Source organism: Catellatospora aurea (assembly GCF_042663325.1).
In the GTDB taxonomy this organism is placed as follows: domain Bacteria; phylum Actinomycetota; class Actinomycetes; order Mycobacteriales; family Micromonosporaceae; genus Catellatospora; species Catellatospora aurea.
In genome coordinates, this window is the sequence record NZ_JBHTAC010000004.1 from 41,321 (window position 1) to 62,811 (window position 21,491).

The 21,491-nt window shown below is 71.6% G+C and carries 18 protein-coding genes; 14 read left to right on the forward strand and 4 right to left on the reverse strand.

Annotated elements, in window-relative coordinates; genetic code table 11:
- Positions 1 to 45 precede the first annotated feature (45 nt).
- Entirely contained in the window at positions 46 to 1,011 is a 966-nt protein-coding gene (locus tag ACFQO7_RS05465; protein ID WP_376805364.1) for a hypothetical protein, read from the reverse strand.
- Between the two features lie 96 nt (positions 1,012 to 1,107).
- On the opposite strand from ACFQO7_RS05465, the gene ACFQO7_RS05470 reads away from it, so the two are divergent.
- Positions 1,108 to 1,479: a hypothetical protein gene (locus ACFQO7_RS05470; protein ID WP_376805365.1), complete on the forward strand. Its 372-nt coding sequence runs from the start codon at positions 1,108 to 1,110 to the stop codon at positions 1,477 to 1,479.
- A gap of 42 nt (positions 1,480 to 1,521) precedes the next feature.
- Here ACFQO7_RS05470 and ACFQO7_RS05475 read toward each other — a convergent pair whose 3' ends face one another.
- A complete protein-coding gene (locus ACFQO7_RS05475; protein ID WP_376805366.1) occupies positions 1,522 to 1,908 on the reverse strand; it encodes a DoxX family protein in 387 nt (128 codons plus the stop codon).
- A gap of 183 nt (positions 1,909 to 2,091) precedes the next feature.
- On the opposite strand from ACFQO7_RS05475, the gene ACFQO7_RS05480 reads away from it, so the two are divergent.
- From ACFQO7_RS05480 to ACFQO7_RS05495, 4 genes are all read left to right on the forward strand, one after another.
- Positions 2,092 to 2,988, forward strand: a complete 897-nt coding sequence (locus ACFQO7_RS05480) for an RNA polymerase sigma-70 factor (RefSeq protein WP_376805367.1) — start codon at positions 2,092 to 2,094, stop codon at positions 2,986 to 2,988.
- 94 nt (positions 2,989 to 3,082) lie between these two features.
- Positions 3,083 to 3,235 (forward strand): hypothetical protein, encoded by a 153-nt coding sequence (locus ACFQO7_RS05485; protein ID WP_376805368.1) that lies wholly within the window; start codon positions 3,083 to 3,085, stop codon positions 3,233 to 3,235.
- On the forward strand, positions 3,232 to 3,684 hold the full coding sequence (locus ACFQO7_RS05490; RefSeq protein WP_376805369.1) for a Rossmann-fold NAD(P)-binding domain-containing protein: 453 nt from the start codon (positions 3,232 to 3,234) through the stop codon (positions 3,682 to 3,684). The genes ACFQO7_RS05485 and ACFQO7_RS05490 overlap by 4 nt, the downstream gene beginning before the upstream one ends.
- A gap of 54 nt (positions 3,685 to 3,738) precedes the next feature.
- The gene (locus ACFQO7_RS05495; RefSeq protein ID WP_376805370.1) at positions 3,739 to 6,075 is read left to right on the forward strand and encodes an ATP-binding protein; all 2,337 of its coding nucleotides are present in this window, start codon (positions 3,739 to 3,741) and stop codon (positions 6,073 to 6,075) included.
- Positions 6,076 to 6,103: 28 nt separating this feature from the next.
- Here ACFQO7_RS05495 and ACFQO7_RS05500 read toward each other — a convergent pair whose 3' ends face one another.
- Entirely contained in the window at positions 6,104 to 6,664 is a 561-nt protein-coding gene (locus ACFQO7_RS05500) for an RICIN domain-containing protein (RefSeq protein ID WP_376805371.1), read from the reverse strand.
- 320 nt (positions 6,665 to 6,984) lie between these two features.
- On the opposite strand from ACFQO7_RS05500, the gene ACFQO7_RS05505 reads away from it, so the two are divergent.
- The 9 genes from ACFQO7_RS05505 to ACFQO7_RS05545 all read left to right on the forward strand — a co-directional run bounded on the left by ACFQO7_RS05505 (position 6,985) and on the right by ACFQO7_RS05545 (position 18,609).
- Positions 6,985 to 8,268, forward strand: coding sequence for a L,D-transpeptidase (locus ACFQO7_RS05505; RefSeq protein WP_376805372.1), 1,284 nt, complete (start codon positions 6,985 to 6,987; stop codon positions 8,266 to 8,268).
- A gap of 421 nt (positions 8,269 to 8,689) precedes the next feature.
- Positions 8,690 to 10,357: a ribulokinase gene (araB, locus tag ACFQO7_RS05510; protein WP_376805373.1), complete on the forward strand. Its 1,668-nt coding sequence runs from the start codon at positions 8,690 to 8,692 to the stop codon at positions 10,355 to 10,357.
- Positions 10,354 to 11,034, forward strand: coding sequence for an L-ribulose-5-phosphate 4-epimerase (locus ACFQO7_RS05515; protein WP_376805374.1), 681 nt, complete (start codon positions 10,354 to 10,356; stop codon positions 11,032 to 11,034). The genes araB and ACFQO7_RS05515 overlap by 4 nt, the downstream gene beginning before the upstream one ends.
- Before the next feature lie 129 nt (positions 11,035 to 11,163).
- Positions 11,164 to 12,165 (forward strand): ABC transporter substrate-binding protein, encoded by a 1,002-nt coding sequence (locus ACFQO7_RS05520; protein ID WP_376805375.1) that lies wholly within the window; start codon positions 11,164 to 11,166, stop codon positions 12,163 to 12,165.
- Positions 12,166 to 12,336: 171 nt separating this feature from the next.
- Positions 12,337 to 13,884: a sugar ABC transporter ATP-binding protein gene (locus tag ACFQO7_RS05525; RefSeq protein ID WP_376805376.1), complete on the forward strand. Its 1,548-nt coding sequence runs from the start codon at positions 12,337 to 12,339 to the stop codon at positions 13,882 to 13,884.
- A complete protein-coding gene (locus ACFQO7_RS05530; RefSeq protein WP_376805377.1) occupies positions 13,881 to 14,951 on the forward strand; it encodes an ABC transporter permease in 1,071 nt (356 codons plus the stop codon). The genes ACFQO7_RS05525 and ACFQO7_RS05530 overlap by 4 nt, the downstream gene beginning before the upstream one ends.
- Positions 14,948 to 15,937, forward strand: a complete 990-nt coding sequence (yjfF, locus tag ACFQO7_RS05535; RefSeq protein WP_376805378.1) for a galactofuranose ABC transporter, permease protein YjfF — start codon at positions 14,948 to 14,950, stop codon at positions 15,935 to 15,937. Before ACFQO7_RS05530 ends, yjfF begins: the two co-directional genes overlap by 4 nt.
- Positions 15,938 to 15,966: 29 nt before the next feature.
- Positions 15,967 to 17,469 carry an L-arabinose isomerase gene (gene araA, locus ACFQO7_RS05540; protein WP_376805379.1) on the forward strand — a complete coding sequence of 501 codons (1,503 nt, stop codon included), beginning with the start codon at positions 15,967 to 15,969 and terminating at the stop codon, positions 17,467 to 17,469.
- Between the two features lie 123 nt (positions 17,470 to 17,592).
- Positions 17,593 to 18,609 (forward strand): LacI family DNA-binding transcriptional regulator, encoded by a 1,017-nt coding sequence (locus ACFQO7_RS05545; protein WP_376805380.1) that lies wholly within the window; start codon positions 17,593 to 17,595, stop codon positions 18,607 to 18,609.
- Between the two features lie 91 nt (positions 18,610 to 18,700).
- Here ACFQO7_RS05545 and ACFQO7_RS05550 read toward each other — a convergent pair whose 3' ends face one another.
- Positions 18,701 to 21,445 carry a beta-L-arabinofuranosidase domain-containing protein gene (locus tag ACFQO7_RS05550; protein ID WP_376805381.1) on the reverse strand — a complete coding sequence of 915 codons (2,745 nt, stop codon included), beginning with the start codon at positions 21,443 to 21,445 and terminating at the stop codon, positions 18,701 to 18,703.
- Between the last annotated feature and the right edge of the window lie 46 nt (positions 21,446 to 21,491).

The following is a 21,491-nucleotide window of genomic DNA, read 5'->3' on the forward strand; positions in this document are numbered from 1 at the left end:
CACGCCGGCCGACCGCCGGCGTGCATGACCGTTCCGGCCCGTCTCTCAGCGATCCCACCAGGCGAGCACCCGCATCGCCCGCAGGGTCACCCAGCGTGACGGCTTGCCCGGCTCTTCGTCCAGCTCGAACCAGACCCGGCCGCGCAGCCTGCTGTCGAGGGGCCACGTGCCGTCCGGCAGCCGTCGCGAGCGCAGGTAGGCGACCGCGTCGCCCAGCCTCGGGTCGGGCGTCGCGCCGGTCAGCCCGGCGGCGGCACGGAAGTGGTCCAGCCCTCGTAGCACGTCGTAGTGCCAGCGGTGCGGATACGTGAGACTCAGAAACCGCTCGTCGGCCGGTTCGCCGGTGCTCAGCCGGCGGAACAGGCCACGTGCCAGCAGATACTCCTCGCCCGAGGCGCGCGCCGAGCGGGTCTGCGGGGTGCCGCCGGTGGCCTGCTCGAACTCCAGCAGCCCTTCCAGCACGTTGACGGTGCTGTGGAAGGACGAGCGGAGCGAGCCGTTCTGCCGCTCGCAGTTCCACCCGCCGTCGGCGAGACGCTCGCCGACGAGCCGTTCCGCGATCCCGGAGACGTCGGCCCCGAAGTACGCGCCGTCGGCGAGGGTCCGGCCGTTGATGCACTCCTCGACCTCGCCCTCCCAGTACGGCTGGCCGTCGTGGTCCCAGCGCGAGTGGGCGCCGACCAGCGCGACGGTGCGGGCAGCCGACTTCGAGCCGGGGTCGAGGCCGAACTCCCGCAGCTGCTGCAGCGTGAACGAGGTGGCCGTCCACGGCTGCCCGACCTCGTGCCACTCGCGCGAGTCGAATCCGCGTGGAGCGAACGCGCCACCCGCCCACTGCCCGTCGTCGTCGGCCAGGGCGAGCAGCCTCGCCCCCCAGCCTGTCGTCTCGACCGCCGCCCGCTCGGCCGCCCACTGCGGCTGCGGGGCGTCGAGCAGATCGCGCATCACCTGCCACCTGATCGCGGGATCCGCGTCGAGCAGCCAGTCGATCACCGCATCGCCACCGGTCATGCCCGCCAGCGTAGGAAGCACCGCGCGGTCTGTCCACGCGGCGGGCCTCGGCGTGGTTCCCAGCATCTGCCCAGCGTTGCTGGCTACGGTGGGCGAATGGACGAGAACCGAGCCCGGCGAGTGGTGGACCGTCTGCGTGACCGCGGGGTGCCCGCGCACCTGTCCCTCGGCGGCGGCCACCGCAAGGTCGGTGTCCGGATCGCGCTGCCCGACGGCCGCGAGGCACTGTGGGACACCGACGGCACGGCGGGCCTGGAGGCGCAGGTGATGCGCGACGGGATGCTGGTCGGGTTCGTCCCGCACATTCCCGGCTCCGAGGACTTCACCGAGGAGCAGGTCATCGACGCCATCGCGCGCACCGACTACGACCAGCCGATCGCCCGCCAGCGCCGGGAGGCCCCGCCGCCGGCCGCGCCGCTGCCGATGGAGGGCGGCTTCTTCCGCCGCCTGCGCGACGGATTCCGCTGACCGGCGACGACGGCCGGGCGACCTGGGCGTCCGGCCGCCGGTTCAGCCGAGGAAGGACTCGGGCCCGAAGCGCCCCCACGCGACGAACCCCGCCAGCGCGAGATAGACCAGGTCCACCAGCATGTATCGGTACTCGCCACGCCGGATACGGGTGATCGCCGCACCGGTCATGACGAACATCAGGCCGAGGGCGGCCAGGGGCACCAGCACCGGCGCGATGTCGAGCACGGCCGGCAGGATCAGGCCGACCGCCGCCAGGACCTCCAGCGCGCCGATCGCCTTGACGGCACCGGGGCTGAAGTCCTCGACCCACTTCGAGCTGGGCCCGAAGGCCTCGATCCGGTCTTTCGACATGATCAGCTTGCTGGCACCGCCGAACAGGTAGGCGGTCGCGAGCAGCCCTGCGACGATCCACAGTGCGAGGTTCATGAGGTGTCTCCTTGATGTCCTGGGACGACAGGGCTTCGGCCCTGCGGGCTGGGGTTCGAACATGGGATGCCGGTTCCGCGACGGCTGTGACAGCAGCGGTCGGTGACACGCGTCACGGACCGGATCTGTCGCGCCGGGCCCCTGTCCGGCGTCTTGTGGTGGGACCGCGGGAAGGAGTCACCGATGAGCGAGGCAGACCGGCCGGACCCGGCGACCGAGGTGTTCGTCGCCCATCGCAACCTGCTCTTCACCGTCGCGTACGAGATGCTCGGCTCGGCGGCCGACGCGGAGGACGTCCTCCAGGAGACGTGGCTGCGCTGGTCGGGCGTCGCGTTCGAGCAGGTGCGCGACCCGCGCGCGTACCTGGTCAGGATCGCCACCCGGCAGGCGCTCGGCCGCCTGCGCACCCTCAGCCGGCGCAAGGAGTCCTACGTCGGGCCGTGGCTGCCCGAACCGCTGCTGACCGCGCCGGACGTGGCCGAGGACGTCGAACTCGCCGACAGCGTCTCGATGGCGATGCTGCTGGTGCTGGAGACGCTCGGGCCGACCGAGCGGGCGGTGTACGTGCTGCGCGAGGTCTTCGATCTGGGGTACGACGAGATCGCCGACGCCGTCGGCAAGAGCCCCGCCACGATCCGGCAGATCGCCCACCGGGCACGGGCGCACGTCGCCGCCCGCAGGCCACGCGAGGCCGCCTCCCCGGCGCAGACCCGGGCCGTCCTGACCGCCTTCCACCGCGCGGTCGAGACGGGCGACATGCAGAGCCTGCTCGACGTGCTCGCCCCGGACGTGGTGGTCCTGAGCGACGGCGGCGGAGTCCGCCAGGCCGTGCTCCGGCCCGTCGTCGGGGCGGACAAGGTCGCCCGCCTGCTGGTCGCGGGCTGGAAGAAGGTCGGCGCACTGGTGACGTTCGATCCGGTGCAGATCAACGGGTGTCCGGCGCTGCTCATGCGGCTCGACGGGGAGGTCGACAGCGTCGTCGCCGCACGGATCGAGGGCGGTGCCGTGTCCGGGCTCTACGTCGTGCGCAACCCGGAGAAGCTGTCGCGAGTGGAGCAGGAGACCGCACTGAGCCGTTGATGCGGCCCGGCGGAGAAAATCGGTGGCACTCCCCGTCTCCGCCGGTGTTGGCTGAGTCCGATCGTCGGGCGACAGGGTGGAGCGAGGAAAGCACATGATCGCCGTCTCCGCGGCCTCCGGCGCGCTCGGCCGCCTGGTCATCGAGCAGCTCCTGAGCAGGCTGCCCGGCGGACCCGGCAGCACCTGGCCGCGGTGGCCGCGGCCGTGGCCGCGGGTGTTCAGGCCGTCGCGTACACCGGCTTCTTGAGCGCCGACCGCGGCGGCGACGGCCCGAACGCCGCCCACCACGCCACCGAGCAGGCGATCGCCGGCACCGCGCTGAGGGCAGATCTGGCCGAGGCCGCCGCGAACGCGCTCACCGACGACGCTCATCTCGGCCACGGCTACGACCTCACTGGTCCGGTGTGGACGTATCCGCAGCTCGCGGTGACCCTCGGCGACATCGCGGGCAGAGAGGTCCAGTATCACGAGGCAGCCGAACCGATCCCCGGGCCGATGGGCTTCCTGATGGGGCTGGCCCGGTCGGGAGCGCTCGAACGGCAGACGGGTGATCTGGCGCGGTTGCTTGGCCGCCCGCCCGCCCGCGACGCTGCGGCAGGCCGTGGCAGCGGCACTCGGCGGAACAGGCGCATAGCCGCCGTTATCCGAGCCAACGAGGGCGATGTCGGCAGAGCGACACCGTCCGATCGCGGATAAGCGTGGCCCGGCGGGGTCCCTAGGCTGGAGACAGCCATCGATACAGGGGGAGCGATGACGGTATCGGGCGGTGCCGGCCAGGAACTGCTCGGCCGCCTCTGCGACGACCTGCGCCATCTGCGCGAGCAGGCGGGTGGGCCGAGCCTGCGCACGCTGGCGGCCGAGGTGGGGCTGGGCAAGAGCCAGCTGGGGGCGATCCTCAACGGGCGCGTCGAGCGCCTGCCGGACTGGCGGGTCGTCCGCGCGGTGGTGGCCCGCTGCCATGCGTACGCCGGACAGCACGGGCGGGCCGCGCACCTGTCCGGCAAGTTCGGGGTCGAGGAGTACTGGCGGCGGCGGCACACCGCGGTCGAGCAGCTGCTGAGCGAAGCGCCTGCAGCCGTCGACCCGAACCCGGCCGAGCCGGAGCAGGCCCCGCCGCGAGGCCTGCCGCCCCGACCCCGGACCTTCGTCGGGCGCGAGCCCGAACTGGCCGCGCTGACCGCGGCAGCCGATCCGGTGATCATTTCGGGGCCGCCCGGCATCGGCAAGACGTCCCTGGCCGTGCAGTGGGCGCACCAGGTCGCGCCCCGGTTCCCGGACGGCCAGCTCTACGTCGACTTGCGCGGATTCGAACACTCCGGGGCGGTGATGTCGGCGGCCGAGGCGACGCGCGGCTTTCTGGAAGCGCTCGGCGTGCCGCCGGACCGGCTGCCGACCAGCCCCGACGCCCAGCTCGTGCTGTACCGCAGCCTGCTCGCGAACCGGCGGGTGCTGGTCGTGCTCGACAACGCCCGGGACGCGGAGCAGGTGCGGTCGCTGCTGCCGAGCGGGCCGGGCTGCCGGGCGGTGGTGACCAGCCGCAGCCGCCTGGCGGGTCTGGTCGTGGCACAGGCCGCGCAGGTGCTGCACCTGGACCCGCTCAGCGCGGGAGAGTCCACCGACCTGCTCGCCTCGCGCATCGGCGAGCAGCGGCTGCACGCCGAGCGCGAAGCAGCCGACGCGATCGTGCGCGCCTGCGCCCGGCTGCTGCTCGCGCTGAGCGTCGCGGCGTGCCGGGTCGCGTTGCAGCCCGCGCTGTCGCTGGCGGAGCTGGCCCGGGAGCTGCGCGAGGAGCCGGGGGAGTTGGAGGCGCTGCGCACCGGCGACGAGGCCACCGACGTACGCGCCGTCTTCTCCTGGTCGTACCGCACCCTCGACGCGCCGGCGGCGCGGGCGCTGCGCCTGCTGGGCCTGGCCGCGGGTGGCGACATCACACCCGTGGCGGCGGCGAGCCTCGTGGACGTGCCGGTCGGCTCGGCACGGCGGCTGGTCGCCGGGCTGGCCGACGCGGGCCTGCTCACCGAGCACCGGCCTGGCCGGTACGCGATGCACGACCTGGTCCGGGCGTACGCCCGCGAGCTGGCGCACGACACCGACAGTGCCGCCGACCGGCGCGCGGCCACGCGGCGGCTGCTCGACCATTACCTGCACACCGCGCACCGCGCGGCGGTTCTACTGCACCCGCCGTTCAGCGACATCACCCTCACGCCGTGCAGCGAAGGCGCGACGGCCGTGGAACTCGCCGACGGTAGGGCCGCCCAGGACTGGTTCGACGCGGAGCTGGCCGTGCTGGCGGCCGAGATCAGGCAGGCGTGCGCCACCGGGTTCGGGCGGCACGCCTGGCAGCTCGTCTGGTCCCTGTCCGGTCACCTGGACCGGCGGGCGCGGTGGGCGCAGTGGCACGAGATTCAGGAGCTGGTGCTGGGCGCGGCCGAGCGGGACGGCGATCTCGCCGGGCAGGCGCACGGGCACCGCGACCTGGCCCGGGTCTGCTCCCGGCTGGGCCGCCACGACGAGTCCCACGGGCAGCTCAAGCAGGCCCTGGACGACTTCACCGATCTCGGCGACACCGACGGGCTGGCCCAGACACACCTGAACCTCGGCCAGACCCTGGAGCGGGCGCACCGGCACCAGGAGGCGCTGGAGCACTCGCGGCGCGCGCTGGAGCTGTTCACCGGGTTGGGCAACACGGCGGGGGAGGCGTACACGCTCAATGCGGTGGGCTGGCAGCTCGGCCTGCTCGGCGACCACCGCCAGGCGGTCGCCTACTGCCGGCGGGCGCTGGAGCGGCTGCAGCGGGTCGCCGACCCGCAGGGCGTCGCGGACACCCTGGACAGCCTCGGTCACGCGTATCACCATCTCGGGGACCTCGCGGCGGCCGCCTCGTGCTACGAGCGGGCGCTGGAGATGTTCCGGGCCGACGGCGACCGGTTCGGCACGGCGGCCACGCTGCAGAACCTCGCCGAGACCCGGCTCGCGGCCGGGGACGAGGCCGCCGGGCGGGCGGCGCTGGAGGAGGCGTGGGAGATCCTCGACCGGATCGGCCACGAGAACGCGCACGCGGTGCGTGCCCGGCTGGACGCCGCCTGAGGCGACGCCCCGCCGGGCGGGACCGTTCTCACTGGTAGTAGAACTGCTGCGCGGGCTCGTACAGCTTGCACTCGATGACCTGCAGCGGGACGTCGTTGCCGGTGGAGCGGCCCAGCACGTCCAGGCACAGGCCCTTGACCTTGTTCTGGTACAGGTAGCGCCCGGTGCCGAAGTACGAGATCGGCGTCCACTCCTCGCTGGTGTACGCCGCGTTGCAGGTGAACTGCTGCACCCGGGTGCCGATCTGCACCTCGTCCTCGCTGTTGGCCAGAAGGTCGAGGCACAGGCCGCTGCCCTGGTTGACGATCCAGTAGTAGCCGTTGCCGGTCGGGAACAGCGCCCAGCGGTGGTGCGGCCGGTTCTCGCAGCTGCGCTGCACGATCGGGGCGTTGTGGTTGCTGGAGTTGCCCTTCGGGATCAGGCACTTGTACGAGTACTCGTTGCGGATCTGCTCGAAGACCCCGACCCCCATGGTCTGGTTGTCCTGCGTCGTGGGCGCCGCGTTCGCGGGCCCCGCGGCCGCCAGCCCGGTGACCGCCGCGACGGCAGCGGCCAGGACCAGGGTGGCCAGCCTGTGCCGGATGCTCATCCGTGACTCCTTCTGTTCGTTCGGATGTCGTGGAATGACCGTGTCACCGCCGCGGTGGCGGGATCCGCGGGTCCGGACAGGACGGTCGTGACGCCCGGTGAAGGCGCAGCTCACCGGGGCATGTCCGGGCGGTGGGCACCGGACACGACCGGACGGTGCGCGCCGCGCGCCGCGGACCGCCGGAGCCGCCGTGACGCGGCCGGGCACCGCCGTCGTGAGGTTCCCTCGCGTACCGCCGCGTACAGTTGGCCGGGATCGTCGACGCCTGCCCGCTCCACCCGCGGACCGGCGTCCGCCCCGTACTAGCTGGTGAGGAACGCATGCCCTCCTTCCCCCGCACCGACCTGGGCCCGCTGACGCGCCGGTCCGCCCTGGCCGCCCTGGGCCTGACGGGCGCCGCGATCGGCCTTGCCGCCTGCACGGGCGGCAAGGGCCCGTCCGGGACCTCGCCGTCCGGCGGCCAGAGCCCGGACGCCCCGCCGCCGAAGGCCAAGGTCGCCATCACCGAACCCGTCGCCGCGGCGACGGACGTCCCCGCGTCCGCCGAGATCGTGTTCACCGCGACCGACGCCGTCTCCACGCAGGTGGTGCTCAAGGACGCGGCCGGGGCTGACGTGCCCGGGGAGATGCACCCCGATGGCAGGGGCTGGCTGCCCGCCAAGGCCCTGGCGTACGGGACGGCCTACACCGTCACGGTCACCGCGACCGGTGACGACGGCAGGCCCGCCACGGCCACGTCGACGTTCACGACGATGGCCCAGCCGGACAAGACCGTCCGGGTCGTCAGCTTCCTGCCCGACGGCGCCGTGGTCGGCGTCGGCATGCCGCTGATCTTCCGGATCAGCCGCAAGATCCCCCAGGGGCAGCGGGCGGCGCTGCAGCGGCGGCTGCTGGTGCAGACCACGCCCGTGCAGGAGGGCATCTGGACCTGGTACACCGACGACGAGCTGCACTGGCGGCCCCGGGAGTTCTGGCAGGCGGGCACGAAGGTGTTCGTCGACGTGCGCGCGGGCGGCCTGCCCCTGGGCGACGGGTTCTTCGGCGCGCGCAACTCGACGCTGACCTGCTCCATCGGCCGATCGCTGACCATGACGATCGACGACAAGGCCAAGCCGAAGGTGATGAAGGTCGTCAAGGACGGCGTCACCGTACGCACCATCAAGGTCAGCCTCGGCCGGGCGAGCATGCCGTCGTCGAGCGGCACCACGGTGATCATCGAGCGGCTCGCCAAGACGGTGTTCGACACGACCAGCGACCCCAACCCGAACAACCGCTACCGGACGAACATCGTCTACGCGCAGCGGCTGACCTGGGGTGGGGAGTTCATCCACGCGGCCCCGTGGTCGGTGAAGGACCAGGGTGTGCGCAACGTCTCGCACGGCTGCGTCAACATGTCCACCGCCGACGCGAAGTGGCTGTTCGAGCAGACGATGATCGGCGACCCGGTCATCACCAAGGGCACGCCGCGCAAGCTGCAGTACGGCAACGGCTGGACCGACTTCGACAAGCCCTGGGACGAGTACGTCAAGGGCAGCGCTATCCCGTACGAGCCGTCGCCGGACGCGTCGCCCCCACCGGACGCGTCGCCTTCGCCGGCCGCCTGACCGGTGCTCTCCCTCCTCCCGTAGGTCCCGACCGGGGCCTGCGGGCGTGAGCCTGCCCGCGATCGTCCATGCCGGACGGGTCGCGGGATGGAGCGGGCGGGGGTGCCGCTCTCACCGCATGAAGTGCCACCCCCGCCCGCCGTCGAGCTGCCGCCGCGTACCGGGCGTGCGGCAAGTCCGCGGACTCGATCCGGCTGCGTTCCGGACTCGAATCGCAGCGATAGTGTTAACGCACACATAGGTTGCCGTCAAGGGAAGCCGGAAACCGGCTGGACCCGGCCATGGCGTCTGCATCCCGAGTTGCGCAAGTTCTTGAGCCGCTCAGCGTCAGCGGCCGTTACGTATCTGTTGCGAGGGCATGTCTTGACGCCTCTTGATGTGAGCGCTAACACTGTGTGCCAGCAACCGAGCGGAGGAAGACATGAGCGACCGGTACGTCGTCGGTGTCGACTACGGCACGCTGTCCGGCCGGGCCCTGGTGGTCCGCGTCAGCGACGGGGCCGAGGTCGGCACGGCGGTGCACGAGTACCGCCACGGCGTCATGGACGGCGTGCTCGCCGCGTCCGGCGCGCCGCTGCCGCCGGACTGGGCGCTGCAGGACCCCGACGACTACCGCGACGTGCTGCGCAACGCGGTCCCGGCGGCGCTGGCCGCGGCGGGCGTCGACCCGGCCGACGTGATCGGCATCGGCACCGACTTCACCGCGTGCACGGTGCTGCCGGCGCTGGCCGACGGCACGCCGCTGTGCGAGCTGCCGGAACTGCGCCACCGCCCGCACGCGTGGGTGAAGCTGTGGAAGCACCACGCCGCGCAGCCGCACGCCGACCGCATCAACGCTGTGGCCCACGAGCGCGGCGAGCCGTGGATCGGCCGCTACGGCGGCAAGATCTCCGCGGAGTGGCAGTACGCCAAGGGCCTGCAGCTGCTCGAGGAGGACCCCGAGGTCTACGACCGGGCGGAGCGCTGGATCGAGGCCGCGGACTGGATCATCTGGCAGCTGTGCGGGGTCGAGACCCGCAACGTCTGCACCGCCGGTTACAAGGGCATCTTCCAGGACGGGGCGTACCCGTCGAAGGACTACCTCGCCGCGCTGAACCCGGGCTTCGCCGGCTTCGTGGCCAAGCTGGACGGTCCGCTGCTGCCGCTGGGCGGCCGGGCCGGCTCGCTCACCGCCGAGGCCGCCGCGTGGACGGGGCTGCCGGAGGGCATCGCGGTCGCGGTCGGCAACGTCGACGCGCACGTCACCGCCGCCGCCGCGCAGGCCCTCGACCCGGGTCGGCTGGTCGCCATCATGGGCACCTCGACCTGCCACGTCGTCAACGGCACCGTGCCGGCGGAGGTCTCAGGCATGTGCGGCGTCGTCGACGGCGGCATCAGCGCGGGCGCCTGGGGCTACGAGGCCGGGCAGAGCGGCGTCGGCGACATCTTCGGCTGGTTCGTCGACCACGCGGCCCCGGCGGGCTTCGACTCGCACGAGCGACTGTCCGAACTGGCCGCGGCGCAGCCGGTCGGCGCGCACGGGCTGATCGCGCTGGACTGGTGGAACGGCAACCGCTCGCTGCTGGTCAACCACGACCTGAGCGGCCTGATCGTCGGCATGACCCTGGCCACCCGCCCGGCGGACGTCTACCGGGCGCTGCTGGAGTCGACCGCGTACGGCACGCGCATGATCATCGAGGCGTTCGCCGCGGCCGGGGTGCCGGTCACCGAGCTGGTCATCGCGGGCGGCCTGACCACGAACCGGCTGCTGATGCAGATCTACGCCGACGTGACCGGCCGGCCGCTGAGCATCATCGGCTCGGCGCAGGGCCCGGCGCTGGGCTCGGCGATCCACGCCGCGGTCGCCGCCGGGGCGTACGCCGACGTGCACGAGGCGTCGGACGCGATGGGCCGCGTCGAGCGGGGCGTCTACCAGCCCGACCCGGACCGGGCCCGCGCCTACGACGCGCTCTACGCCGAGTACGCGCTGCTGCACGACCACTTCGGACGCGGCGCGAACGACGTCATGCTGCGCCTGCGCGCCATCCGCAACGCCGCCCACCACCACTCGGCCGACGAGCCGACGGTTGCGCTGGGGGTGGCGGCATGAGCGATGTCGTCGCCGCGTTGCGGCAGACCGTGGCGTCGCTGCACGCAGAGCTGACCCGGTACGGGCTGGTGGCCTGGACCGCCGGCAACGTGTCGGCGCGGGTGCCGGGGGAGGAACTGCTGGTCATCAAGCCCAGCGGAGTGTCCTACGACGACCTCTCCCCGGCGAACATGATCGTCTGTGACCTGGACGGCGTCGTGGTCGAGGGCGACCTGTCGCCGTCGAGCGACACCGCGGCGCACGCCTACGTCTACCGGGCCATGCCCGAGGTCGGCGGCGTGGTGCACACGCACAGCACGTACGCCACGGCGTGGGCGGCGCGGGGCGAGGCCATCCCGTGCCACCTGACGGCGCAGGCCGACGAGTTCGGCGGGGAGATCCCGGTCGGCCCGTTCGCGCTGATCGGCGGCGACGACATCGGCAAGGGCATCGTGGCCACGCTGTCCGGACACCGCTCGCCCGCGGTGCTGATGCGCAACCACGGGGTTTTCACCATCGGCAAGGACGCCCGCGCCGCGGTCAAGGCCGCGGTGATGTGCGAGGACGTCGCGCGCACCGCGCACCTGGCCAGGGCGCTCGGGCAGCCGCTGCCGATGGCGCAGGCCGACGTGGACTCCCTCTACGACCGCTACCAGAACGTGTACGGCCAGCCCGGCCGCCAGCTGTCCGCCGACTAGGTCCCGGCGGTGGCACCACCTGATCCTCTCACCGCAGCATCACCGCTTCACCCGCACCACAGCGAAGGCCGCGCGCCGGCGTCCCACACGGCGCGCGGGGGTAGGCCCATCCTCATCCAAGGAGATCGCATGCTCACCATGGGCAAGGCCATCACGCGACGCCGTGCCGTCGCGGTGCTGACCGCAACTCTGCTCGCGACCGGTATGGCCGCGTGCGGCAACAGCGACACCGGCGAGCAGCCGGCCGACGACGGCAAGCTGACGCTCGGCTTCTCGCAGGTCGGCGCCGAGAGCGGCTGGCGCACCGCGAACACCAACTCGATCAAGGAGTCCGCGAAGGAAGCCGGCATCGAGCTGAAGTTCGACGACGCGCAGGGCAAGCAGGAGAACCAGATCACCGCGATCCGCAACTACATCCAGCAGAAGGTCGACGTCATCGCCTTCTCGCCGGTGGTGGAGTCGGGCTGGGACACCGTGCTCAAGGAGGCCAAGGACGCCGGCATCCCGGTGATCCTGACCGACCGCGCGGTGGACTCGGCGGACAAGTCGCTGTACAAGACGTTCATCGGCTCGGACTTCGTCAAGGAGGGCAAGCTCTCCGGTGAGTGGCTGGTCAACGAGACCAAGTCGGCCACCGGCGTGGTGAACATCGTGGAGCTGCAGGGCACCACGGGTTCGGCCCCGGCCAACGACCGCAAGAAGGGCTTCGCGGAGGCCATCGCGGCCAACCCGAACCTGAAGGTCATCGCTTCGCAGACCGGTGACTTCACCCGCGCCGGCGGCAAGGCCGTCATGGAGCAGTTCCTGAAGGCCAATCCGAAGATCGACGTGCTGTTCGCGCACAACGACGACATGGGTCTGGGCGCGCTCGAGGCGATCACGGCCGCGGGCAAGGTGCCCGGTAAGGACATCAAGATCATCACGATCGACGCGGTCAAGGACGGCATGCAGGCCCTGGCCGACGGCAAGTTCAACTTCATCGCCGAGTGCAGCCCGCTGCTCGGGCCCCAGCTGATGGAGATGGTCAAGAAGGTCAAGGCCGGGGAGACCATCCCCCAGCGCATCGAGACCGTCGAGACCACCTTCACGCCGGAGCAGGCCAAGGCCGCGCTGCCGACCCGCAAGTACTGATCCCATACCGGGGCCGCCGCACGCCGTGCGGCGGCCCCGTCCTCCATCACCGCAGACGGAGCCGGATCGGCGGGGCACACCGCGTCCGGCCGACGTCCTCGCCGCTGTGCCGGCCCTCGCCGGCCGGCCGCGGCGACCCCTTGCCCAGTACTCAGCGAAAGGTCGGATGGGATGTCGGGTAGGCAACCGGTCCTGACGATGACCGCCATCAGCAAGTCCTTCCCGGGGGTGCGCGCGCTCGACGGCGTCGACTTCCGGCTGTTCCCCGGCGAGGTGCACGCCCTCATGGGCGAGAACGGCGCCGGCAAGTCCACCCTGATCAAGGTGCTGACCGGTGTGTACGCCCACGACGCGGGCGACATCGAGCTGGCCGGGCAGCAGGTGTCGTTCACCGGCCCGATGCAGGCCGCGGCCGCCGGGGTGAGCACCGTCTACCAGGAGGTCAACCTCTGCGCGAACCTGTCGGTGGCGGAGAACATCTTCATCGGCCGCGAGCCGCGCACGCTCGGCGCGATCCGCTGGGGCGAGATGCGCCGCCGGGCCCGCGACCTGCTGGCCCGGCTCGACCTGCACATCGACGTCACCCAGCTGCTCGGCACGTACTCGCTGGCCGTGCAGCAGATGGTCGCCATCGCCCGCGCCATCGACATCCAGGCCCGGGTGCTCATCCTCGACGAGCCCACCTCCAGCCTCGACGCGACCGAGGTGGAGCAGCTGTTCCGCATCATGCGCCAGCTGCGCGACGAGGGCATCGCGATCATCTTCGTGACCCACTTCCTCGACCAGGTCTACGGCATCGCCGACAGGATCACCGTGCTGCGCAACGGCCGCCTGGTGGGGGAGTACCCGACCGCCGAGCTGCCGCAGCTCGCCCTGGTCGAGAAGATGATCGGCAAGGAACTCGACGTGCTGGAGAGCCTGGACGAGCAGTCCAAGCGCGACCTCGCCGCGCTGGAGGCGAGCACGCCGTTCCTGCAGGCCGAGGAGCTGGGCCGCAGGGGTTCCGTCGCGCCGTTCAGCCTCACCATCCACGCGGGCGAGGTCGTCGGCCTGGCCGGGCTGCTCGGCTCCGGCCGCACCGAGGTGGCCCGCCTGCTGTTCGGCGCGGACCGGGCCGACCACGGCCGCACCGCCGTCGACGGCAAACCGGCGTCGCTGCGCAACCCGATCGCCGCGATCGGCCACGACATCGCCTTCTGCTCCGAGAACCGGCGCACCGAGGGCCTGGTCGGCGAGCTGAGCGTGCGGGAGAACATCATCCTCGCGATGCAGGCCGCACGCGGCTGGCTGCGCCCGATCCCGCGCCGCCGCCAGGACGAACTGGTCGACAAGTACGTCAAGGCGCTGAGCATCCGCCCCGCCGATCCCGAGACCCCGGTGCGCAACCTGTCCGGCGGCAACCAGCAGAAGGTGCTGCTGGCCCGCTGGCTGATCACCGAACCGCGGCTGCTGATCCTCGACGAGCCCACCCGCGGCATCGACGTCGGCGCGAAGGCCGAGATCCAGAAGCTGGTGGTGCAGCTGTCCGACGGCGGCATGGCGGTGCTGTTCATCTCCGCCGAGCTGGAGGAGGTGCTGCGGCTCAGCCACAAGATCGCCGTCATGCGGGACCGGCAGCTGGTCACCGAGCTGGCCAACGACCACACGGTGGACGCCGACCGCGTCATGCAGACCATCGCCAGCGGCACGCGCCACCACGAAGGGCCGGAAGTAGCATGAGCAATTCGAAGGCACGGTGGGACGCCGTCACCGGCCACTCGCTGTTCTGGCCCGCGGTCGCGCTGCTGGCGCTGCTGGTGGCCAACACCATCTACCGGCCCGGCTTCCTGACCGTCGAGATGAAGGACGGGCACCTCTACGGCAGCCTCGTCGACATCCTGCGGCTGGCCGCCCCCCTGATCCTGGTCGGGCTCGGGATGACCCTGGTCATCGCCACCGGCGGCATCGACCTGTCGGTCGGCTCGATGTGCGCGATCAGCGGCGCGATCGCCTGCCTGCACATCAGCCAGCAGCCGGATCAGAACGCCCTGAGCGGGGTGCTGGTCGCGCTGGCGCTGGGCATCGGGCTGTCGCTGCTGCTCGGCGCGTGGAACGGGGCGCTCGTCTCGATCATCGGCATCCAGCCGATCATCGCCACGCTGATCCTGATGGTGGCCGGGCGCGGCCTCGCCCAGCTGATCACCGAGGGCCAGATCATCACCATCAACTCCGAGCCGTACAAGTCCGTCGGCGTCGGCTACCTGCTCACCCTGCCGCTGGCCATCTTCATCGCGGCGGGCGTCGCGCTGCTGGTCGCCGCGGTCACCCGGCGCACCGCGCTCGGCATGATCATCGAGGCGGTCGGCGGCAACGCCGAGGCCAGCCGGCTGGCCGGCATCCGCTCGGCGCGCATCACGTTCCTGGTGTACGTCATCAGCGCGGTCTGCGCCAGCATCGCCGGTTTCATGGTCACCGCGAACGTGTCCAGCGCCGACGGCAACGCGGCCGGCCTGTGGATCGAACTCGACGCGATCCTCGCCGTCGTGATCGGCGGCACGTCGCTGGCCGGCGGGCGGTTCTCGCTCAGCGGCACCATCCTCGGCGCGCTGCTCATCCAGACCCTGACCACGACCGTGTACGCGATGAACATCTCGCCGCAGACGTCGCTGCTGTTCAAGGCCGTGGTCGTGATCATCGTCTGCCTCGTCCAGGCCCCCGCGTTCCGGGCCAGGTTCGCGCGCCGGCGACCCGTCGCGCCCGCCGCGCCGACGGCGGCCGACCAGAGCAAGGAGCAGGTGCCGGCATGACCACGAGCTCACTGACCCCCGCCCGCGACTGGTGGCGCATCCCGCAGCGGTACGTGCCGGTGCTGGCCACGCTCACCCTGCTGCTGGTCATGTACGGCATCGGCGTCTCGCAGTACCGGGCCTTCTCCAACATCCAGGTCGTCTTCAACGTCTTCATCGACAACGGCTTCCTGCTGGTCGTCGCGGTCGGCATGACGTTCGTGATCCTCACCGGCGGCATCGACCTGTCCGTCGGCTCGGTGGTCGCGATGACGGCGATGATGTCGGCGTCGCTGCTGCGAAGTGGCATGCATCCCGCGGCGGTACTGGTGATCGCGCTGCTCGTCGGGCCGACGCTCGGCTTGCTGATGGGCTGCGTCATCCACTTCTTCGACATCCAGCCGTTCATCGTGACCCTGGCCGGCATGTTCTTCGCCCGCGGCATGTGCACGTTCATCAGCGACTCGTCGATCCCGATCACGGATCCGTTCTGGACCACCATGGCCCAGGAGCGCATCGGCGACCCGAAGGGCACCTTCGTGTCGACCAGCGTGCTCATCGCGCTGGTCGTCGTGCTGGTCGGGGCGTTCGTGCTGGCGTACACCCGGCTGGGCCGCAACGTCTACGCCCTGGGCGGCAACCAGCAGTCGGCGCTGCTGATGGGCCTGCCCGTCGGCCGCACGAAGGTCGCGGTGTACGTGATCAGCGGCCTGTGCTCGGCGATCGGCGGCATCCTGCTGTCGTTCTACACGCTGTCCGGCGCCCCGCTGATCGCCGTCGGCATGGAGCTCGACGTCATCGCCGCGGTCGTCATCGGCGGCACGGTGCTCACCGGCGGCTCCGGGTACGTCTTCGGGACCGTGCTCGGGGTGCTCGTCCTCGGCGTGATCAAGACCCTCATCACCTTCGACGGCAGCCTCAACTCGTGGTGGACCAAGATCGTGATCGGTGGGTTGCTGTTCGCGTTCATCCTGCTCCAACGCCTCATCGGCATCCGCAAGAAGTAACCCCGACCCGTATCGCGGAAGGCACGCACATGACAACGCATCCCCAGCCCGAGGTCTGGTTCCTCACCGGCAGCCAGGGCATGTACGGCGAAGAGACCCTGCGCCAGGTCGCCGGCCAGTCCCGGGAGATCGCCCGCATCCTCGACGAGTCGCCGGGCATCCCGGCGCGGGTGGTCTGGAAGCCCGTCCTGACCTCCAGCGGCGAGATCCTGCAGGTGTGCCGGGAGGCCGCCGCACAGGGCGCCGTCGGGGTGATCGCCTGGATGCACACGTTCTCCCCGGCGAAGATGTGGATCTCCGGGCTGGATGCGTTGACCACGCCGCTGCTGCACCTGCACACCCAGGCGAACGTGCTGCTGCCCTGGGACGAGATCGACATGGACTTCATGAATCTCAACCAGGCCGCGCACGGCGACCGCGAGTTCGGGTACATCCAGACCCGGCTCGGGGTCGCCCGCAAGACCGTCGCCGGCCACGTGTCCGACCCGCGGGTGGTTGCCCGGGTCGGCGCGTGGACCCGCGCGGCGATCGGCTGGTCGGCGATGCGCTCGCTGCGCCTGGCCCGCTTCGGCGACAACATGCGCGACGTGGCGGTGACCGAGGGCGACAAGGTCGAGGCCGAGCTGCGCTTCGGCGTCTCGGTCAACACCTACGGCGTCAACGACCTGGTCGACGCCGTCGGGGCGGTCGCCGACGCGCAGATCGACGAGCTGGTCAAGGTGTACGACGACACCTTCCGCGTCGCCGCCGAGCTGCGTCCGGGCGGCGAGCGCCACGACTCGCTGCGCTACGCCGCCCGCATCGAGGCCGGCCTGCGCAACTTCCTGGAGGCCGGCGGCTTCCGCGCGTTCACCACCAACTTCGAGGATCTCGGCGGCCTGCGCCAGCTACCCGGCATCGCGGTGCAGCGGCTGATGGCCGACGGCTACGGCTTCGGCGGTGAGGGCGACTGGAAGACGTCGGTCCTGGTCCGCACGCTGAAGGCGATGTCGGTCGGCACCAGCGGCGGCACCTCGTTCATGGAGGACTACACCTACGACCTCACCCCTGGCCAGGAACTGGTGCTCGGCGCGCACATGCTGGAGGTCTGCCCGACCATCGCGGCCGACACCCCGAACGTGGAGATCCACCCGCTGAGCATCGGCGGCCGGGAGGACCCGGTCCGGCTGGTCTTCGACGCCCAGCCCGGCCCGGCTGTGGTGATGGGCCTGGCCGACATGGGCGAGCGGTTCCGCCTGGTCGCCAACGAGATCGACGTCGTGGCCCCGCCGCAGCCGCTGCCGAAGCTGCCGGTCGCCCGTGCGGTCTGGCGTCCGCGGCCGTCGCTGGCGGGCTCCGCGGAGGCGTGGATCACCGCGGGCGCCCCGCACCACACGGTGCTGTCCCAGGCCGTGGGCGTCGAGGAGCTGCACGACCTGGCCGAGATGGCGCGCACCGAACTCGTCGTGATCGACGCGGACACCACCACCCGCCGTTTCGCCGACGAGATCCGCTGGAACCAGGCCTACTACCGGCTGGCCCGAGGATTCTGACCCCGCCCCGCAGACGACGGATGCGCCCGCCCATCTCGGTGTGCGCATCCGTCGACCTGTCGGCCGTCCGCGACGAAAGATGATCAACATGCGATACGATGTGCCGTCAGGGGAGCAGCAGCCATGAGCCAGCAGCCGGCCGCCCGCGCGGCGGTGATGAACGACGTCGCCCGCCTCGCCGGGGTGTCGCACCAGACCGTGTCCCGGGTGCTCAACAACCACCCGAGCGTGCGCGACGAGACCCGCGAACGGGTGCTGGTGGCCGTCCGGCAGCTCAACTACCGGCCCAACGCGCTGGCCCGCGGCCTGGCCGGGCGGCGCTCGCGGGTCATCGGCGTGGTCAGCTTCGACACCATCCTGTACGGCCCCGCCGCCACCCTGCTCGGCGTCGAACGGGCGGCCCGCCACGCCGGATACGGCATCAGCATCGTCGCCTTGGAGAAACTCGACCGGGCGGGCGTCACCGAGGCGGTCAACCGGCTCACCGAGCAGTCCGTGGCGGGAGTCGTCATCATCGCGCCGCTGCTGACGGCGGCCGCGGCGGCGCACAGCCTGCCGACCGGCGTACCCGCCGTGGTCGTCGAATCCGACACCGCAGGGGATCTGCCGACCATCTCCGTCGACCAGGTCGCCGGGGCGCGGCTGGCCGTGGAGCACCTGCTCGCACTCGGCCACGAGACCGTCTGGCACCTGACCGGGCCGAAGGACTGGCTGGAGGCACGCGACCGCGTCGACGGCTGGCGGCAGGCCCTGGAGGCCGCGGGCCGCCGTGTCCCGGCGGCGATCGTGGGCGACTGGAGCCCGCGCTCGGGCTACGAGGCCGGGCACCGGATCGGCTCCGACGTCACCGCCGTGTTCTGCGCCAACGACCAGCAGGCCCTGGGCATGCTGCGGGCCCTGCACGAACGCGGCATCCGGGTGCCGGAGGACGTCAGCGTCGTCGGCTTCGACGACATTCCTGAGGCGGAGTACCTGTCCCCGCCGCTGACCACGGTGCGGCAGGACTTCGACGAGGTCGGCCGCCGCTGCCTGGCCGCCCTGTTGGACCTGCTCGACCCCCAGGACACCCCCGACGCGCCCCCGCACCCCCGCGTCGCCCCCACCCTCATGGTCCGCGCCAGCAGCGGCCCACCCGCCTGACCCCGCCCCGCCACCCGCCCCCGCCCGCCGCCCCAGCCGCCGGCCGCGCGATGGCGGCCCCGCCAGGGGGTGGGGCGGGCGGGTGGGTGGGTCAGAGGAAGCGCCAGAGGCGGTCGGTGGCGGTGGAGTCGTCGGCGGTGACGATCTGGGCGCCCTGGGACGTTGAGCTGCCGGTGACGGCGAGGACCTTGCCGCCGTTGGCGCACTGGATGCGGAAGGTGCCGTTCGACGCGTGGCGCAGGCGCCAGCGATGGTCGGCGGTGCCGTTGTCGGCCCACTGCATGATCCGCGCGCCGGTCGCGGTGGACATGTTCTCCACGCCGAGCACCTTGGCGCTGTTGCCGTTGCGCAGGCGCAGGTAGCCGCCGGTGTCGACGATCGCGGTCCAGAGGTGGTCGGCGGTGCCGGTGTCGCCCCACTGCAGCACCAGGCCGCCGTCGGCGGTGGACATGTTCTGTACGCCGAGGACCAACCCGGAGGCGACGTTCTGGATGCGCCGCGCGCCCTCGGGTACGAAGCGCCAGAGGTTGTCGGCGGTGCCGTTGTCGGGGTCCTGCACCGCCTGCGCACCCTGGGCGGTGGAGCCGTTGAGGATCGCCAGCAGCTTGCCGGTGTGCACGTTGCGCAGCTTGTGGGAGCCGTCGCCGTTGTCGACGACCGTCCAGCGGTGGTCGGCGGTGCCGTTGTCGGCCCACTGCATGACGCGGGCGTTGTCGGCGGTGGACATGTTCTCGACGCCGAGGACCTTGCCGCTGTTGGCGTTGCGCAGCCGCAGCGCCGAGCCGTCGACGATCAGCTCCCAGTTGTGGTCGGCGGTGCCGTTGTCGGCCCACTGCACGGCGAGCCCGCCGTCGGCGGTGGACATGTTCTGCACCCCGAGGACCAGCCCGCTGGCCGCGTTGGCCAGCCGGAACACGGCGCCGCCGGTGCCGCCGCCCTGGCCGGAGGCGTTCCAGTAGACGGTGTAGTTGTAGCCGTGGGCGTCGTGGAAGGGCGCGAGGTTGACCGTGGCCCCGTTGGCGGTGGCGGTGAACGCCAGCGAGCTGGTGCTGGTGCGGGTCACCGTGCTGGTGGTCAGGCTGGGCAGCGCGGACAGGCTGGTGTTGCCGTAGTTGCCGGCGAGCACGACCGGGCCGTAGGTGACCGCGGAGACGTTGGCGTTGTCGTTGGCCGCCCGCATGACCACCCGCATGGGCAGCTTGACGGTCACGACGTCGCCGGAGGTCCAGGACCGGGTCAGGGTGGCGTACGTGCCCGGTGTCGCGGTGATGCTCTGGACCGTGCCGTTGACGCTGACGGTGGCCCCGGTGGTCCAGGACGGGATGCGCAGCCGCATCGACCACGATCCGCTCACGCTGCCGGTCACCGTGAGCGTCGTGGTGTCGCTGACCGGGTACGTGGTGGACTGGGTGACCGTGATGCCGCGGGAGGCCCACGTCAGCACCGACGGCGTGTACAGGTTCACGGTCAGCGTGGTGCCGTTGTAGAAGTAGATCGAGTCGGCCAGTTTCGTATTGGTCTCGATGCCGGTGCCCTGGCAGCACCAGAACGTGCCGTAGTCGGTGCTCCAGGTGCCGCCGCCCCAGGCCGGGCCCACGCCGCGGCGGCCGCCCGGCTTCAGCGGGGTGAAGTACGTGAAGTGCCCGTGGCTGTCGGCCGGGTTCTGCTGGCCGATGAGGTGGTTGAGCAGCGCGCGCTCGTAGAAGTCGAAGTATGCGGCGTTGTCGGGGTTCAGCAGCCACAGCTCGCGGGTCAGCTTGAGCATGTTGTACGTGTTGCAGGCCTCGGCCGTGTCGCTGTTCAGGTATGCGGCGATGGCGTTGGGGGCGCGGAAGTGCTCGGCCTGGCTGTTGCCGCCGATGACGTAGGTGTGCGCGTTGACGGTGATGTTCCAGGCGTTGGTGGCGATGTCGCGGTAGCGGGTGGTGCCGGTCGCCTTGTACTCGCGGGCCGCGCCGATCCACTTGGGCACCTGGGTGTTGGCGTGCAGGCCGTTCAACGAATCCTGATTGGCGGCCAGCGGGTTGAAGACCGCGGCGTGGTCGAAGCGCTGCGCGACGGTGAGCCAGCGCGAATCGCCGGTCTGCTGGTAGAGGTCGGCCAGCACGGCGTTCATGCCGCCGAACTCCCTGCCCAGCACGGACTGCATCTGCGAGCTGCTCAGCCGGCCGGTGCGCCAGTCGACCCAACCCGCGAAGCTCAGCAGCACGTCGCGGGCCTGGGTGCTGCCGATCAGGCGCCACACGTCGAGCAGTCCGGCGAGGGTCTTGTGCAGGGCGTAGTAGGGCACGTTGCCGTTGTTCAGATTGCCCGCTTCCAGGGCGGTGAAGTCGGACTCGGGAAAGCCGGACAGGTATCCGGAGGTGAACCCGGCGGCCGAGTTGTTGGCCTGGCAGGCGGCCAGTGCGGCGACCATCTGGGTGGCCTTGTCACGGCACGTGCTGTCGCCGAGCACGGCCCAGGCCTGCGCCCATGCGGTGAGGAAGTGGCCTTGGCTGTGGCTGCGGAACGGGAAGTCGGGGGCCTCCCAGCCGCCGGTGGCCGCGGCTCCGTTGGTCGACAGCCGATGGTTGGCGCGGAACACGTAGAGCAACCGGTCGACGCTGACGTCCCGGAGGTAACTGAGCGTGCGGTTCTGGTTGTCGAGCCAGCGGCCGGTGGTGAGCCGCACCTCGGAGAGATCGAAGGGGTAGGCCGAGACGCCGAGGTCGGCGCGAGCAGGGGGTATCGCCGCGGCGGCGGCCTCGGTGGCGGTGAGGGCGGGTGCGGCCGCGGCCGCGGTGGCGACGCCGGCGGCCTGCAGCAGCCGCCGGCGGGACAGGGACGGTGACCACATAGGAGCTCCTTGACGTGGAGGAAGGGACCTGGGCGGCGTGACCGAT